General features: G+C 65.0%; 15 protein-coding genes. 12 read left to right on the forward strand and 3 right to left on the reverse strand.

All coding sequences use genetic code 11. The annotated features are described in order from the left end of the window. The 7 genes from SPHI_RS15525 to SPHI_RS11400 form a co-directional block, all read left to right on the forward strand. The coding region (locus SPHI_RS15525) for a CatB-related O-acetyltransferase (protein ID WP_144036193.1) at nt 1-638 on the forward strand (638 nt) is incomplete at its 5' end. Between the two features lie 5 nt (nt 639-643). Then, nucleotides 644-1,513 carry a glycosyltransferase family 2 protein gene (locus tag SPHI_RS11375; protein WP_076745084.1) on the forward strand — a complete coding sequence of 290 codons (870 nt, stop codon included), beginning with the start codon at nt 644-646 and terminating at the stop codon, nt 1,511-1,513. Further along, a complete protein-coding gene (locus SPHI_RS11380; protein ID WP_076745085.1) occupies nt 1,510-2,430 on the forward strand; it encodes a glycosyltransferase family 2 protein in 921 nt (306 codons plus the stop codon). The genes SPHI_RS11375 and SPHI_RS11380 overlap by 4 nt, the downstream gene beginning before the upstream one ends. A gap of 242 nt (nt 2,431-2,672) precedes the next feature. Then, the gene (locus tag SPHI_RS11385; protein ID WP_076745086.1) at nt 2,673-3,092 is read left to right on the forward strand and encodes a hypothetical protein; all 420 of its coding nucleotides are present in this window, start codon (nt 2,673-2,675) and stop codon (nt 3,090-3,092) included. 345 nt (nt 3,093-3,437) lie between these two features. Further along, complete coding sequence (locus SPHI_RS11390; RefSeq protein ID WP_076745087.1) at nt 3,438-4,043, forward strand: SRPBCC family protein; 606 nt, start codon at nt 3,438-3,440, stop codon at nt 4,041-4,043. After that, nucleotides 4,043-5,239: a zinc-dependent alcohol dehydrogenase gene (locus tag SPHI_RS11395; protein WP_076745088.1), complete on the forward strand. Its 1,197-nt coding sequence runs from the start codon at nt 4,043-4,045 to the stop codon at nt 5,237-5,239. The genes SPHI_RS11390 and SPHI_RS11395 overlap by 1 nt, the downstream gene beginning before the upstream one ends. A gap of 12 nt (nt 5,240-5,251) precedes the next feature. Next, entirely contained in the window at nt 5,252-6,037 is a 786-nt protein-coding gene (locus SPHI_RS11400; protein ID WP_076745089.1) for an SDR family NAD(P)-dependent oxidoreductase, read from the forward strand. A 140-nt stretch (nt 6,038-6,177) separates the two neighbouring features. Here SPHI_RS11400 and SPHI_RS11405 read toward each other — a convergent pair whose 3' ends face one another. Continuing rightward, nucleotides 6,178-6,936, reverse strand: coding sequence for a CerR family C-terminal domain-containing protein (locus SPHI_RS11405; protein WP_144036194.1), 759 nt, complete (start codon nt 6,934-6,936; stop codon nt 6,178-6,180). On the opposite strand from SPHI_RS11405, the gene SPHI_RS11410 reads away from it, so the two are divergent. The 5 genes from SPHI_RS11410 (at nt 6,935) to SPHI_RS11430 (ending at nt 13,318) form a co-directional block, all read left to right on the forward strand. Continuing rightward, on the forward strand, nt 6,935-7,849 hold the full coding sequence (locus SPHI_RS11410) for an oxygenase MpaB family protein (RefSeq protein ID WP_076745091.1): 915 nt from the start codon (nt 6,935-6,937) through the stop codon (nt 7,847-7,849). The genes SPHI_RS11405 and SPHI_RS11410 overlap by 2 nt on opposite strands. Before the next feature lie 96 nt (nt 7,850-7,945). Continuing rightward, nucleotides 7,946-10,456, forward strand: coding sequence for a TonB-dependent receptor (locus SPHI_RS11415; RefSeq protein ID WP_076745092.1), 2,511 nt, complete (start codon nt 7,946-7,948; stop codon nt 10,454-10,456). A gap of 26 nt (nt 10,457-10,482) precedes the next feature. Then, a complete protein-coding gene (locus SPHI_RS11420; protein ID WP_076745093.1) occupies nt 10,483-12,015 on the forward strand; it encodes a long-chain-fatty-acid--CoA ligase in 1,533 nt (510 codons plus the stop codon). Between the two features lie 29 nt (nt 12,016-12,044). Next, entirely contained in the window at nt 12,045-12,761 is a 717-nt protein-coding gene (locus tag SPHI_RS11425) for an acyl-CoA dehydrogenase family protein (RefSeq protein WP_144036195.1), read from the forward strand. Nucleotides 12,762-12,895: 134 nt separating this feature from the next. Continuing rightward, the gene (locus tag SPHI_RS11430) at nt 12,896-13,318 is read left to right on the forward strand and encodes an acyl-CoA thioesterase (RefSeq protein WP_076745095.1); all 423 of its coding nucleotides are present in this window, start codon (nt 12,896-12,898) and stop codon (nt 13,316-13,318) included. A 188-nt stretch (nt 13,319-13,506) separates the two neighbouring features. Here SPHI_RS11430 and SPHI_RS11435 read toward each other — a convergent pair whose 3' ends face one another. After that, a complete protein-coding gene (locus SPHI_RS11435; protein WP_076745096.1) occupies nt 13,507-14,676 on the reverse strand; it encodes an acyl-CoA dehydrogenase family protein in 1,170 nt (389 codons plus the stop codon). Nucleotides 14,677-14,764: 88 nt separating this feature from the next. After that, entirely contained in the window at nt 14,765-15,511 is a 747-nt protein-coding gene (locus SPHI_RS11440) for a helix-turn-helix transcriptional regulator (protein WP_076745097.1), read from the reverse strand. Nucleotides 15,512-15,575 lie beyond the last annotated feature (64 nt).

Here is a 15,575-nt window from a genome sequence, read left to right on the forward strand (position 1 = left end):
GGCTGGCTATGCGGGGCTTGGCGGGGCGGGCCGTCGAGAAGATACGGGTGTGGCGGTGGCAGCGTGATCCGTTCCGCAATCTGGCGCTGCGTCGCTGGTTTCGCGAAAAGTATCGGATCGACGTCGGGCTCTACAGCTATGGCTGTTTCGATCCCTGGCGAATGCCGGGGCCGCTCGTCGTCGGGCGTTACTGCTCGATCGCGAAGACAGTCTATTCGGCCCCCGTCAACCATCCAGTCGGCGCGATCACCACTCATCCCGCACTATATGAACGGCAGTTCGGTGTGGTGGATGAAGACCTGCATTATGACGATCCGCAAGTGATCGAGGATGATGTGTGGATCGGCCATCATGCGGTGATCCTGCCCGGATGCCGGCGGATCGGTCGTGGCGCCATCATCGGTGCGGGCGCAATCGTCACGCGGGACGTACCCCGATACGCCGTGGTCGCCGGAAATCCGGCGCGAGTGCTGCGCGAACGGTTCCCGCCCGATGTTCAGGCCATGCTGGAGCAGAGCCGCTGGTGGGAGATGGATTTGGCCGGGCTTTGCGAGTTGGTCAGGGCCGATCCCGCAATCGTCTTTAGCCCCACGAGCGCGCGGCTGCGTGGCTGGTGCGGCCTGGCTGAAGCGGCGTGACGGCGATGGTCGAGATCAGTGTCATCATCCCGCACTACGACGATCTTGCGCGGCTTGATCGCTGCCTGGCAGCGCTGTCGAAGCAGACGGTGACGCGGGACCGCTACGAAATCATTGTCGCCGACAACATGAGCCCGGCCGGCGAAGGGGCCGTGCGCGCTGTGATTGCCGGGCGTGCACGGCTGGTCTTCGCACTCGAGAAAGGGGCGGGGCCGGCGCGCAACGCGGCGGCAGCGGCGGCTAGTGGCGGCTTGCTCGCCTTCACCGATGCGGATTGTGTGCCCGATCCGACCTGGCTCGCTGCCGGCCTTTCCGCACTCGTGCGGCAAGACATGGTTGGCGGCAGGATAACGGTCTTGTGCGAGCGGGCCGGCATGAAGAGCGGCGCCGAGGCTTTCGAAACGGTGTTCGCCTTCAACAACCGGCGCTACATCGAGCAGGAGGGATTTTCCGTAACCGCCAATCTGTTCTGCCGCCGCGATGTCTATGATGCGACGGGGCCATTTCGCGTCGGTGTTTCCGAGGATCGCGACTGGTGCCTGCGCGCCCGGGCGCTGGGCTTTCGACTGGCTTATCAGCAGGCGGCGGTAGTCGGCCACCCGGCGCGGGCGGATTGGCCATCGCTGATGCGCAAGTGGCGTCGGCTTCATGCCGAATTATTCGCCAATGCCCTGATGCGCCGCGGCGGCCGGCTGCGCTGGCTTGTGGCAAGCGCCGCCATGCCCGCGTCGATCCTGGCGCATTTGCCCCGCATCCTTGTCAGCCCGGCGCTCGCCGGCCATCGCGAGCGGGCGCTTGGCGCAGCAACTCTGGCGCGGCTGAGGTTGTGGCGGTTCGCCGATGGGCTGATGCGGCTGGTGGGCGCACGGGCATGACGCCGATCGCGGTTTGCATCGTCTCGTTCCGCGATCCCGCGCTGATCGTGCGCTGCCTCGATGCTTTGGCTCACTCGACCTACCGAGATTTCGAGGTAGTGCTCTGTGAGAATGGTGGGCCCGCTGCACGTCAGGCCTTGTGCGCAACGGTGCCGGCGTGCCTGGCGGGTGGGCAGCCGGTTTCGATCCTCCCACAGACAGCGAACCTTGGCTATGCCGGCGGAGTTAACGCCGGAATGGCCGCGCGGCCCGACGCGCGGGCTTGGTGGGTGCTCAATCCCGACACGCAGGTTGAGCCCGACACCTTGGCCGCGCTGCTCGACCGGCTGATGCGCGGGGGGTGCGATGCGGTGGGCGGCATCCTGTACCATCCGGACGGGCGCGTTCAGGCCTATGGCGGGCGGTGGCATGGCTGGATGGCGCGCGCTACCTCGATTGGCCTTGGCGCATCGCTTGAGGCGCCGGTGGATGCGCAGGCGGTTGAGCGTCGGCTCGACTATCTGCTGGGCGCGTGCATGTTGGTCGGTCGCTCCTTTGTGAACGCGGCGGGGCCGATGCGCGATGATTATTTCCTCTATGCCGAGGAGATCGAATGGTGCCTGCGGGCGCGGGCAAAGGGGATGCGGCTCGGCTTTACGCCGGATGCGCGGATCTGCCATGGACAGGGTGGAACGACCGGCTCGGCCAGCGCGGTCCACCGCCGGCCGCGGCTGCCGATCTATCTTGACGAGCGTAACAAGCTGCACGTCATCCGCGATACCACGCCGGCCCGCCTTCCGGTGGCGGTCGGCTCGTCCTTCCTGCTCGCCTGGGCGCGGTTCGGTCGGCGCGGGGCGATGCGCCAGTGGCGGGACGCACTAGCGGGATGGTGGGCAGGGGTGCGCAATCAGCGAGGCGCCCCTTTGTGGCTGGGCTGAACACACGTCGCAGCCGAAACATACCGGTTGGTACTAAAAGCTGTTGACGACCCTCTGAGTGGTCAATATACCGGTCGGTACACAAGACGTGATCGCGGCCCTCCAAGCGCCGGCGCAGTGACTTATCGCTTCCATGCAGGGCCAGGGCCCCGTGTGGTTCACCGTTTGATGATGATGGGACGTGGCCGCCGCAGTGGTGGCGCTTGGTCGCCGCTGGCCTGTGGACGGAAAGGGGACGCAGCATGGCTTATATAGCATTCGACACCATCGACGGTGGGCCTTCGTCCGCCTTCCCTTCGGCGCCTGCTGCGCCAGCGCTGATCGAAACCGCTGAGGACATCGACAAGGCCGCTGGCTCGCGGCTCGGTGCGCTTGAATGGGCGGTCGTGGCGCTGGCGCGCCGTGATACGTTGTCGTCCTTGCGTGCGCCTGGTCGCATGTCGACGGCGCTTCGTGCGATCCTTCGCCAGAACAATCCGCGCCTTGCTGATGAACGGCTGGAGGCACTGCGGCGGATGGCCGTGCTTGCATGGCACCACAGCTTTCAAGTTCCGACCAGTGAGCTGCGCGCCTTCTTCGGCGCTGGCTTCACGGTCGGTCAGTATGAGGCGATGATGGCCAGCATTGTTGCTACGCGGGCGAAGGAGCCGCCGCGTCGCTGAATGCACTCATTTACCGCTCGTGCGTTTAGCGGGCGAGAGGACATCGGGACGCAACGCCCTGACGTCGTCAGAGAGCATCGTTGATTGCTGGCCTGCTCAGCTAGAAAGCGGGAGAAGATAGAAGATCGTGGCAATCTCTCGCCGATGATATGCGGAAATCTTCAAGAGCGTAGCAAAAGCAGGGCGCGAGGCGGCTGAACAATCGGTCGTCTGCCGGGGGCCACGACCCTATCGGCGCTGAACTGATCGGCATCGATGTGCCGTATTAGTTGCCGGTTTCAGCGCCCGCTACGGAACGGGCGCCGATTTCACTTCGTTGAGCGGACCATTCATCAGGAGGATGGGATGGCCGACACGATCGACCCCGCGCGCGCAGACGATGCGCCGCTCACCACATCGAAACATCGATCCGCGGCCGCGGACGCAATCGCCGGGAAACTTGGCACTCCCGAGGACGGCGACGCCGACACGCTGATCGGCCGTACCGTGACGATCAAGCGCCCACGCGCCGAGCTGTATGCCTATTGGCGCGATTTCACCAACCTGCCGACCTTCATGGACAATGTCGAGCGGATCGAACGGCTCGACGATCGTCGCACGCACTGGACGGTGAAGGCGCCGGGTGAACGTACCGTGGAATGGACGGCCGTCGTTACCGACGAGCGCGAGGGCGAGTATATCGCCTGGGCCTCCGAGGAAGGCGCAGACGTGCCCAACAGCGGCCGGATCGAGTTTCGAGACGCGCAGGGCGGCCGCGGCACAATCGTTTCCGCGACCATCCTCTACGATCCGCCCGCTGGCGTGATCGGCAAGATCATCGCCAAGATGTTCCAGCGCGAACCCGCCATTCAGGCGCGGCGCGACCTGCGCCGCTTCAAGCAGCTGATGGAAACCGGCGAAGTCGCCACCGGCGCGCGCAACCAGCGCCTTCTGGACGAGGGGAAGAACTGATGCGAGCACTGGCTTGGCACGGCAAGCATGACGTGCGCGTGGACACGGTCGACGACCCCGAGATCCTCAACCCACGCGATGCGATCATCAAGATCACGTCCACCGCGATCTGCGGGTCGGACCTTCACTTGTATGATGGGTACATCCCGACGATGCAGTCGGGCGACATCCTTGGCCATGAATTCATGGGCGAGGTGGTCGAGATCGGATCCAAGTCGACGCTGAAGAAGGGACAGCGCGTGGTGGTGCCGTTCACCATCTCGTGCGGCAGCTGCTATCATTGCGGCAAGCATCAATATTCGGCGTGCGACAATGGCCTGCCGGCGGACAATCAGGATATCGCCATGTCGCTCTACGGCCAGCCGATGTCTGGGCTGTTCGGCTATAGCCACATGACCGGCGGCTATTCGGGCGGGCAGGCGGAATATGTCCGCGTGCCGTTCAGCGACGTCGGCCCGATTGTGGTGCCAGACGGGGTGCCGGACGAGAAAGTGCTGTTCCTGTCCGACATCCTCCCCACCGGCTGGATGGCGGCGGAGAATGCCCAGATCGAGCCGGGTGATACGGTGGCGGTGTGGGGCTGCGGGCCGGTGGGCCTGTTCGCGGTGCAATCGGCGTTCCTGATGGGCGCCGAGCGCGTGATCGCGATCGATCACTTTCCGCGCCGGCTGGAATTGGCAAAGAAGTTTGGCGCCGAGACGATCAACTTCGAGGAAACCTCCACCTATGAAGCGCTGATGGAGATGACCGGCGGGATCGGACCCGACGCGTGCATCGATTCCGTCGGACTGGAGGCGCACGGCTTCTTCATCGACAATGTGATCGACCAGATCAAAGCGTCCACCTTCCTGGGCACCGATCGGCCGCATTCGATCCGCCAGGCGATTCTGGCGTGCCGCAAGGGCGGGCGCGTGTCGATGCCCGCAGTCTATGGCGGGTTCGTGGACAAATTCCCGCTCGGCGCCTTCATGCAGAAGGGCCTGACGTTGAAGACCGGGCAGACGCACGTCCAGCATTACATGCCGGGGCTGCTCAACGCGATCATGGAGGAGAAGATCGATACGACCTTCCTGATCAGCCACACGCTGCCGCTGGAGAATGCGCCGGACGGCTATCGCATGTTCCATGACAAGCAGAACGAAGTGACCAAAGTGGTGCTCAAGCCCGGTCTTGAACGCGTCGAGATCGACGTCTGAAGGAGAGACATCATGGCTGACAAACTTGCCATTGTTACCGGCGCGTCGACCGGCATAGGCTTCGAACTCGCGAGCATCGCGGCGCGCGAGGGCTATGACCTGATCGTCGTCGCGGACGAGCCGCTGATCGAGGCGGCGGCGAAGGATATCAAGCAGTTCGGCACCGACGTTCAATCGGTGGAGGCGGACCTGTCCTCGATCGAAGGCGTTGACCGGATGCTCGCCGCCGCGGGCGGGCGGCGCATCGATCTGGTCTGCGCCAATGCCGGGATCAGCAAGGGCGGGCCGTTCCTGGATATTTCCGTGGAGGATTGGCGCCATTCGGTGGACACCAACGTCACCGGCACCGTCTATTTGCTGCAAAATGTGCTGCGCGACATGGTGGCGCGCGGATCGGGCAAGGTGCTGGTGACCGGTTCGATTGCTGGCTACATCCCCGGCAGCTTCAACGCGATCTACAATGCCACCAAGGCGTTCATCGACAATTTTACCGAGGCGCTGCGCAACGAGCTGAAGGATGTCGAGGGCGTGACGCTGACCACGCTGATGCCCGGGCCGACCGATACCGAATTCTTCGCGCGGGCGGACATGCTGGATACGTCTGTGGGGCAGAGCGACAAGAAGGCCGATCCCGCCAAGGTGGCGCAGGACGGCTGGGAAGCGCTGATCGCGGGCAAGGGGCACATCGTCTCGGGGCTGTCGAACAAGCTGCAGGTGCTGGGTTCGGGCGTGATGCCGCAATCGACGTTGGCGGAAATGCACCGCGGCATGGCGGAGCCGGGCTCGGGGAAGGAATAGCCGCGAGCCGAAACCGTCATCCCGGCCTTGAGCCGGGATCCAACCTTCCGCGGGCGCTGCCGTCAGTCACTCGGGCGCAGCGCTCGCGGCGCCATGGATCCCGGCTCAAGGCCGGGATGACGGCGTGGTGACTCGCTGTTCTACAACGCGTCGATCCGCGCCTCCAGCCGGGCGACGATGGCGGCCACCAAGGCGCTGTCCACCCGCGGCCAGCCGCCGAAATCGAGCGAGACCTGACGTGCGGTGCTGAAGGCCGAGAAGCTGGAGAGCAGCAGCAGCGCCTCCAGCTTGTCCTCATCCACTGGCGCGGCGCGCGCCTGCACTGCCGCGACCAGCGCCGCGACGAGCGCCAGGCCCGGCTCCCATAGGTCGCGATACATCAAATCGTGCGCCAGCCCGGCGCCGTTCATCTCCCGCATCATGAACGTCATCCAGCCGTCGTCGTCGGCGGTATCGAGCAACATGGTCGCGAGCATCGCTACCACGTGCCGCAACGCCGCCCGCGCCGCCTCCCGATCGCGCGGCATATCGGCCTGGATCGCCTCCACGCCGGCCTGCATCTGCGCGCGATAGCGCTCGACGACATGTTCGGCGCAGGCGCGGTACAGCCCTTCCTTGCTGCCGAAATGATAGGTGATCGCTGGCAGCCCCACGCCGGTCTTGCGCGCGATGTCGCGCGTGCTGGTCGCCTCGAAGCCGTTGGTGCCGAATAGCACCAGCGCCGCATCGATCAGCCGCGCCCGAGTCTCAGCGCTGTTCCGGTAGGGGCCGCGCGCCGCACGTGGTCTGGTGTCTGCTTTCTCCGTCACCGCGCGGCCATAGACGATGCGTGCTTGCGCGACAGCCCCAGCCGATCTACATGAAATACTATCGAACGATCGGTATTGGAGTGCCGCCATGGCCACCGACTATACGGGTTACCAGATCGACTATCTTCGCCCGATCGGCGAAGCATCGCTCGTGCCGCCGACGTCACCGCAATGGCGCGTGTTCAAGAATCCCGTGGCGATCGCGATCGGCGGCGTTGCAGCGGTGCTGCTGGAGTTCGCCGACGCGCGGATCCGGTCGGGGGTGTGGGATCATTCGACCTATAAGGTCGATCCGATCGGCCGCTCCAAGCGCACCGGCATCGCGGCGATGGCTGGCGTGTTCGGCCCGGCGAGCGCGGCGCGGCGGATCATCGGCGGCGTCAATCGCATGCATCGCAAGGTGGTAGGTGAGACGCCGAGGGGCGAGGCGTACCGCGCGCTCGATCCCGAACTGCTCGATTGGGTGAGCGCCACTGCCGGCTATGGCTTCCTTGAGGCCTATCACCGCTTTGTGCGGCCGATGTCGCCGGCGGAGCGTACGGCTTATTACCGCGACAGCGAGGCAGTCACACGGCTCTATGGCGTGGAGCATCCGCTCACCAGTGACGGCGACTTCTTCGCGATGCTCGACCGGCTGTCACCGCGCTTCGAGGCCCATCCGATCAACCGCGAGTTCCTCGACATCATCCAATCCGGCAAGGCAGCACCGGCGGTGCCGAAGTTCCTGCACCGCGCGCTCGCCCGCGCCGCCGTGTCGCTGCTGCCGGATGCGGTGCGGCAGCGGCTGGAGCTAGGCGCCGAGTTCGACCTGTCCGCTGCCGACCGGCTGATGCTGCGCATTGCGGGGCGGCTTGCCGACACGGTGCGAGATCGCAATTCGCCCGCCTGTCAGGCGGCGCGCAGGTTGGGCCTGCCGGGGGATTTCGCATGGCGCTCGCCGGCGGCACAGGCGCGGTTGCTCGGTGAGAATCCACCGCGTGCGCCAACCGCCGCGACGACCTGACAGAGGTGTCAGGCGCCGCATGATGCGGCGCTGGTACAGGAACATGGATCAAGACGCCCGAGAACAGGGTGCTGAACTGGATTGGGGAGGGGATCAATGACCGGAAAGGGTCGCGCAATAGTAGGGCTGCGCGTGGGCGCCAGCTTGATGGCCGTGGCGATGGCGAGCGTCGTTCAGGCGCAGGAGGTGACGCCCGCGGAACCAGTCGCCGAAGTCGCGGCAGGCGAGCCGACGCAGCAGCGCCCTAGCGACACTGCGATCGGCGACATCGTCGTCACTGCGCAGCGCCGCGCGGAATCGATCAACCGGGTCGGCATCTCGGTGCAGGCGCTGGAGTCGGAGACGCTGCAGGAACTTCGCGTGCAGAACGTGCGCGATCTCGCGGCGGTGGTGCCGAGCTTCACCGTGGCGCAAAGCTACCAGGGCGTGCCGACCTACACGCTGCGCGGTATCGGTTTCAACTCGATCAACCTGTCCGCGCAATCGACCGTCGGTACCTATGTCGATGAAGTCGCCTACGCCTATCCGATCATGAACACCGGCCCGCTGATCGATATCGAGCGGGTCGAGGTGCTCAAGGGGCCTCAGGGCACGCTCTACGGCCGCAACACCACCGCGGGCCTGATCAACTTCGTCACCGGCAAGCCGAGCGAAGACGCGTCGGGCGCGATGACGGTGGACGTCGGCAATTACGAGACGTTCAACGTTGGCGGCTATGTTACCGGCCCGATCGCGGAGGGCATTCAGGCGCGTGTCGGCTATCGTGTCGATCTCAGCAACAAGGGTTGGCAGGTGAGCAACAGCCGCGGCGAGCGGCTCGGGGAGGTGAAGCGCTACGGTATTCGCGGCTCGCTGGCGCTTCAACCAGGGCCGTTCGAGATTGACCTCTCGGCGACTTATTGGGTCAACAAGTCCGATACGGTGGTCGGTCAGGCAATCGGCTTCACGCCGGCGACGACGCCGGGCGGCGGTGGAGCGGCCAGCAACTTCAACGCGCCGGGCGCGGCCGCCTATATCGCCGCCAATCGCCCGACCAGCGGCAGCCAGGCGGATTGGGCGCCTTATGCCCGCCGCTCGTCCGACATCGGGCGAGGCGCTGGGCTGAAGGACCCGCTGGCGGAGGATAATTACTTCCTCGGCCTGAAGGCACGGGTCCAGCTCGATCTGGCTGAGAATGTCCGGGCCGTGTCGCTGACCGGTTATAACGAATATGATCGTAAGGCGACGTTCGACTGGTCGGGTATTCCGAACGAGGTGCTGATCCAGGAAGCGGACGGGCATATCGAAAGCTTCGCGCAGGAACTGCGGGTCGAAGGGGATGGGCCGGGGCTCAACTGGCTGGTGGGCGCCTATTACGCCAAGGACAAGATCCGCGACACCAATCGCACCTTGCTCGGCGAGAATGCCAATTCGGCGCTGCTGCGTTTCGCGACTTCGCAGTTGATCAACACGCCGATCAACACCTTTGGCTATACGCTTGCGGATGCGGCGACCACGTTCCGTACCTATCGCGATGAAGGCGCGTTCGACACCACGACGTGGAGTGTCTTCGTCAACGGCGATTATGCCTTTTCCGATCTCATCAAGCTGACGCTCGGCGCGCGTTACACCGAGGATCTGCAGAAGTTCACGGGCTGCTCGCGCGATTTCAACGGCAGCATGCAGGTGAATATCAATCTATTCAACCGCGGCCTCTATCAGCGCCTGTTTAATCCAACGGGGCCGCTGGCTACGCCGATCGGCCGCAATGATTGCAACACTTTCAATCCGGCGACCAACAGCTTTGGCGTTGTCAATTCCCGGCTGGACGAGAACAACTTCGCCTGGCGCGGCTCGCTCGACGTCACGCCCAACGCGACGACACTGATCTACGCCTCGATCTCGCGCGGGTACAAGTCGGGCACCTCGCCGATCAATGCGGCGAGCAATGCGGCTCAAAATCTGCCGGCGCGGCAGGAGCAGCTCACCGCCTATGAAATCGGCGCCAAGCTCGGGCTGCTCGACCGCAAGGTGCAGCTGAACCTCGCCGGCTTCTATTATGATTACAAGGACAAGCAGATCAGCGCGTACTTCGCCGATCCCATCTACACGGCGCTGGCGCGGCTCGACAACATTCCGAAGTCCGAGGCTTATGGTATTGAGGGCGAGCTGACTGTTCGTCCGGTCCGCCCGCTGACGCTAATCGCCAATGCGCTGTGGCTGAAGACGCGGATCAACGGCTATGTCGGCACCAACGCCGCCGGCCGCCCGCAGGATTTCGACGGCGCGCGCTTCATCTATAGCCCGGAATGGACGCTCTCCGGCACGGCTCTGTTCGACCAGCCGGTCAGCGACGCGCTGAGCTTCACGGCGAACGCGAATGTCCGCTGGCAATCGCGTCAGACGACGATCTTCGAATATAATCCGCTGTACGACATCAAGCCCTACACGGTGGTGAACGCCGGTTTCGGCGTGAAGGCGGCGGATGAAAGCTGGGCGCTCAACGTCTGGGCGCGCAACCTGTTCGACGAATATTACTGGAACGCCGTGGCGAGCAACGCCAACATCGTGGTTCGCTTCCCCGGCCAGGTCCGCACCTATGGCGCGACCGCGGCGTTCCGGTTCTGAGCGAAGAGAGAGGAGCAGGAGAGGGCATGACCCAATTGCCGCCCACCTTTGGTGAAGCACTTGCCCGGCATGCGGCGGAACGGCCGGAACAGGTCGCGATGCGCTTTGACGATCGCGTCACCGATTACGGGACCTTTGATCGTCATGCTTCGCAGATCGCAAACGGCCTCATCGCCATGGGGCTGAACAAGGGCGATCGCGTCGCGTATGTCGGCAAGAACAGCGACTGGGCGGTGGAGCTGGCGCTTGGTTCGGCGCGCGCGGGCATGGTGCTGGTGCCGGTGATCTGGCGTCTCGCCCCGGCCGAGGTGGACGGCATCCTTGCGGATTCGGGCGCGGGGGTGCTGTTCGTGGAGCCGGCCTTCGCGCGCGACTTCGCGGTGGATCAGGTGATTGTCATGGACGACAGCTTCCCACGTTGGCGCGACGCGCAGAGCGATGCGCCGCCGCCGGTGTCCGTCACCGAGGACGATGTGGTGCTCCAGCTCTACACCTCGGGCACCACCGGGGCGCCCAAGGGGGTGATGCTGAGCCATGCCAATGGCATCCGTCAGCGGCAAAAGCAGATCGACGGGCGGGTCGCGTGGTTGCTCGCCGATCCCGGCGACACCACGATCATCGCCATGCCGTACGGCCATATCGGCGGGGTGGGGGTGGCGCTTGGTGCCGTGAACAGCGGGCAGGAGCTGATTATCCACGCCGAATATGAGGCGGGCGCGGTGATGGACGCGATCGCCGCGCATCGCGTGCGGCGGCTGTTCCTGGTGCCGGCGGCGATCGACCTGATGCTCCAGCATCCCAAGGCGGCGACAACTGATTTCTCCTCGATCGAGACCCTGTCCTATGGTGCCAGCCCAATCCCGCTGCCCTTGCTCCAGCAAGCGGTCGAGCGGATCGGCTGCGGCTTCGTGCAGGTTTATGGCATGACGGAGACCTGGGGCTCGATCGTCGCGCTGCCGCCCGAGGATCATTTGCCCGGTCGCGAGCACAAGATGACCGCGGCCGGCAAGGCGCTGCCCGGAGTCGAGCTCAAGATCCTGGGCGAGGACGGTAACGAGCTGCCACCCGGCGAGATCGGTGAAGTCGCGATCCGCAGCCCCAACAACACGCGCGGCTATTGGAACAAGGCCGAGGAAAGCGCGAAGGCGCTGATCGGGGACGGCTGGCTCCGCACCGGCGATGCGGGGATTCTGGACGAGGAAGGCTATCTCTACATCCAGGATCGCATCAAAGACATGATCATCACCGGTGCGGAGAACGTCTATCCCGCCGAGGTGGAAAGCGCGATCTATGGCCATCCCGCCGTCGCAGACGTGGCGGTGATCGGCGTGCCCGACCCGAAATGGGGCGAGGCGGTGAAGGCGATGGTCGTCCTGAAGCCCGGCGCGACGGCCGACCAAGCGGCGATCATCACGCACGCCCGCGAGCGGATCGCCGGGTTCAAATGCCCCAAGAGCGTTGAATTTATTGAGGCGCTGCCGCGCAACCCCTCGGGCAAGATCCTGCGGCGAGCCTTGCGCGAACCCTTTTGGGCCGGTCACGAACGGAGAGTGAATTGACGAGCTTCGCACGCACCGACGAACAGCGGATGCTGGCCGAGACGCTGGATGCGGCGCTGGTCGGCGGCGGCACCGATTGGGCGTCGGCTGTTCAGCAAACGGGCCTCGATGCGCTCGGCGTTCCGGCGTCGGAGGAAGGGCTCGGCACCGATCTTCGCGACGCGGCGGTGGTTGCGGCTGCTTTCGGCCGCGCGAATGTGGTGCTGCCGTGGGCGGAACATTGGGTCGCGACCCGACTGGGCGGGAGGGGTGATGGTGGTCCCCGCGCAGACGGGTCCGCCGCGGCGCTCACGCGCGCAAGGGGCGAGCGTGAGCGCCGATGGGCGGAAGATGCGCTGACGACGCTGCACTGCGCCGAGATCGTCGGCCTATGCCGAAGGATGCTGCGCGATGCGGCGCTGTTTTCCAAGGAGCGCAAGCAGTTTGGTGTGGCCATCGCCAGTTTCCAGGCGCTGCGCCACCGCATGGCCGACATGGCGATGATCCTCGAGCAGGCAGAGGCGATCACCGGCGCCGCGATCGTATCGCTGGAGGCCGATGAAGACCCGGCACGCGAGCGCTCGGTTTCCGCCGCGCGTGTGGTGTGCGACGACGCAGCACGCCTGGTGGGCGAAGGCGCGGTTCAAATCCACGGCGCTATGGGGTTAACCGCCGAGCTTCGGCTGGGCGGCTACTTCCGTCGGGCACGGATGCTGGCACAGGGCGACGGTACCGCAAGGGCGCATCTGCGCCGGTATGCTGCGTAGCCAAGGATGAACGCGACGTATTGGCGGTGGTCTTGGGTGGGGATTGAGAACATCGGTTAACGCGGCGGCTCGACCTACACGCAAACCTCCCGGCGAGAACGGGAACGCCCGTGGCAAAAGCTCACGATTATGCTATGGGCGCGAGTGTGAAAACTGCAGCTCTCCACCGTTATCATGTCCCGATCGAATCGACAGACATCGACTTCATGGGGCACGTCAACAATGCGAGCTATCTGAAGTGGGTGCAGGACGCCGTTGTCGACCACTGGCGCTCTCTCGCGCCGGCTGATGCGGTCGCACGGCATCTATGGGTCGCGCTCAAGCATGAGATCACCTATCGGCGCCCGACGTTCCTGGGTGACGACGTGATCGCCACCGTCCTGCTCGAGAAGGTCCAGGGCGCACGCGCGTTCTACGAGACGATCATGAGGCGCGGCGAGGAGGTGGTGGCTGAAGTGCGATCCAGCTGGTGCTGCGTGGACGCCAAAACGCTGCGCCCGGCGCGATTGGCTAGCGACATCGTTGATCGGTTCTTCCGGGAACCCGCAGCGGACTGAGGCTCCGCGGACTAACCGGTGACTCAGGCCTGCCGTCATGCTGAGCTCGGTTCAGCATTACCCGCGCCACAGGCAGCGGCTTCGCCCGGGGACAGGCGGACCTGAAACGAATTCAGGGTGACCCCGGATAGAGGAGAGGAGCTGCCGCCGAAGCGTCCCTACAGTCGCTCTAATCTTCCGGCCGCAACCTACGCCGCCTGATCCACCACCACGCGCGCGATCAGATCACGCTGGATCTCGTTTGAACCCGCATAGATGCTGGCCGCGCGATTGTTCAGATACTTCGGCATGGCAATCGCGATCGCGTCGGGCGCATTGTCCAGCGACCCGTCCCATTCGGCCGCAACCTCCAGCGCGAGCAGGTCGATGCGTTGCGACGTCTCCGTTCCGAGAACCTTTAGCATCGACGGCCGCACCGCATCGCTTGGACCGCCGCCCTCCAACACCGCGAGTTCGATCGCCCGCAGTGCGTCCACCGCGATTGCCTCGCGCGCCAGCCGCTCGCGATTGCCTTCGTGAGCAAGCCAGCCGGTGGATTCGGCCGCCTCGCGGACCATGTCGAGATAGGCGCCGAGCCCCGGCGCATAGCGGCCCGAACGTTCGAATGTCAGCAGGTGCTTGGCCACCGTCCAGCCGTCATTCTCCGCCCCCAGCCGGCCGCTTACCGGCACGCGAACGTCGTCAAAGAACACCTGGTTGAACTCATGCTCCCCCGCCAGCGTATGGATTGGCGACACGGTGATGCCGGGCGTGTTCATCTCCAGCAGCAGGAAGGTGATGCCGGTTTGCGGCCGCCCTTCGCTGTTGGTCCGTACCAGGCAGAACATCCGGTTGGCGAAATGCGCATGGGTGGTCCAGATCTTGGAGCCGTTGAGCACATAATCCTCACCGCCCGCCTCCGCGAGGGCAGGCTCGCGCACCGCGCGCAGCTTGAGCGAGGCGAGGTCGGAACCCGAACCAGGCTCCGAATAACCCTGGCACCAGCGATCGTCGGCGGACAGGATGCGTGGCAGCAGCGTCGCTTTCTGCTCCGGCGAGCCGTAATGCATGATGACGGGTGCCACCATCTTCAGCCCCATCGGCGACAGCCCCGGCGCGTGGGCGCGGGCATATTCCTCCGCCCAAATATAGCGTTGGATCTCGTCCCAGCCGGTGCCGCCATACTCGACGGGCCAGTCGGGCGCCGCCCAGCCTTGCTGATGCAGGATCCGCTGCCACGCGTCGGCGATGTCGGGGTGAAGGAACACGCTCGTCCCCCGGCGCGCGCCGCGGCGAAGTTCGGGCGTCAGCTTCTCGGCGAAAAAGGTGCGCACCTCTTCACGAAAGGCGCGCGCGTCGGCGCTGTTCAGGCTCTCCATGTCTTGCATCGTGCGCGGGGAAGGACGCCCTTGCACCTGACGCTGTTGTCAGGTCACTGCGCTGGATCGGGATCTACCAGAGCGCGGATCAGGCGTGAGGACCCAGAAAACCATGTCCCGTCGCGATCTGAATCATCCGCGCCCTTGTTGTTGCGCCCAGCTTCTCCGCCGCATTGCGCAGGTGGAAACGGACGGTGGACACCGACAGCGACAGAATTGTCCCAATTTCCGCATTGGTCTTGCCGGCCGCTGCCCAGCGCACGCATTGCGCTTCGCGGGCGGATAGTTGCCCCGGCGGGGTGCGCGCGCGGCGCAGCGTCAGCTCGCTATGCGCGGCTAAAAAGCGGAAGGCGAGCGCGAACATGGGCTCGGCATGAGCGGCAAAAATCGCCGCCATATCGACAGGCTTGGTCGCCACCCACAAGACCGTGCCGACTTGGCCGCCGGCGAGATGAACGGGCGCGATCAACGCGGCGGTGAAGCCGAACTCCTGCGTCACGCTCGAACAATCGATCGCGTCGAGGAGCTGGGTAGCGCGCCACGATCCGAGCCGGCCATTGGCATACCAGATCGGCTCGGCAAAGATCCGCGCCGCGTGCAGGAAGCTCGATCGCAGCGCCAGGCTGCGGTTGCGCCAATAATCGGGTGTAGCCTTCACCCACGGCATGCGTTCGGCATAGGCGCAGCCATCTCGATCGGCCATCGGCGCTGGGTCACCTAGGTCGCTCTGCGCCGCGACATAGGGCAGATCGACGCGCGCGCCGATCGCGACCACCTCGGCCGCCAGCGCATCGACATTCTCCCATGACAGGGCTGCCGGCATGTTCGACTGCATCTGCGCTCCTGCTCCCGATGCGGATCGCTAGCCGTCGCGTGCGTCGCCGACAAGGCCGGCCCTT

It is taken from the genome of Sphingomonas jeddahensis (genome assembly GCF_001981525.1).
GTDB classification, from domain to species: domain Bacteria; phylum Pseudomonadota; class Alphaproteobacteria; order Sphingomonadales; family Sphingomonadaceae; genus Sphingomonas; species Sphingomonas jeddahensis.

Excerpts from the sequence above, each read along its gene's own strand:
- SPHI_RS11375 (WP_076745084.1), top strand. The coding sequence starts at position 644 with ATGGTCGAGATCAGTGTCATCATCCCGCACTACGACGATCTTGCGCGG.
- SPHI_RS11380 (WP_076745085.1), top strand. The coding sequence starts at position 1,510 with ATGACGCCGATCGCGGTTTGCATCGTCTCGTTCCGCGATCCCGCGCTG.
- SPHI_RS11385 (WP_076745086.1), top strand. The coding sequence starts at position 2,673 with ATGGCTTATATAGCATTCGACACCATCGACGGTGGGCCTTCGTCCGCC.
- SPHI_RS11390 (WP_076745087.1), top strand. The coding sequence starts at position 3,438 with ATGGCCGACACGATCGACCCCGCGCGCGCAGACGATGCGCCGCTCACC.
- SPHI_RS11395 (WP_076745088.1), top strand. The coding sequence starts at position 4,043 with ATGCGAGCACTGGCTTGGCACGGCAAGCATGACGTGCGCGTGGACACG.
- SPHI_RS11400 (WP_076745089.1), top strand. The coding sequence starts at position 5,252 with ATGGCTGACAAACTTGCCATTGTTACCGGCGCGTCGACCGGCATAGGC.
- SPHI_RS11410 (WP_076745091.1), top strand. The coding sequence starts at position 6,935 with ATGGCCACCGACTATACGGGTTACCAGATCGACTATCTTCGCCCGATC.
- SPHI_RS11405 (WP_144036194.1), bottom strand. The coding sequence starts at position 6,936 with ATGGCGGCACTCCAATACCGATCGTTCGATAGTATTTCATGTAGATCG.
- SPHI_RS11415 (WP_076745092.1), top strand. The coding sequence starts at position 7,946 with ATGACCGGAAAGGGTCGCGCAATAGTAGGGCTGCGCGTGGGCGCCAGC.
- SPHI_RS11420 (WP_076745093.1), top strand. The coding sequence starts at position 10,483 with ATGACCCAATTGCCGCCCACCTTTGGTGAAGCACTTGCCCGGCATGCG.
- SPHI_RS11425 (WP_144036195.1), top strand. The coding sequence starts at position 12,045 with ATGCTGGCCGAGACGCTGGATGCGGCGCTGGTCGGCGGCGGCACCGAT.
- SPHI_RS11430 (WP_076745095.1), top strand. The coding sequence starts at position 12,896 with ATGGGCGCGAGTGTGAAAACTGCAGCTCTCCACCGTTATCATGTCCCG.
- SPHI_RS11435 (WP_076745096.1), bottom strand. The coding sequence starts at position 14,676 with ATGGAGAGCCTGAACAGCGCCGACGCGCGCGCCTTTCGTGAAGAGGTG.
- SPHI_RS11440 (WP_076745097.1), bottom strand. The coding sequence starts at position 15,511 with ATGCAGTCGAACATGCCGGCAGCCCTGTCATGGGAGAATGTCGATGCG.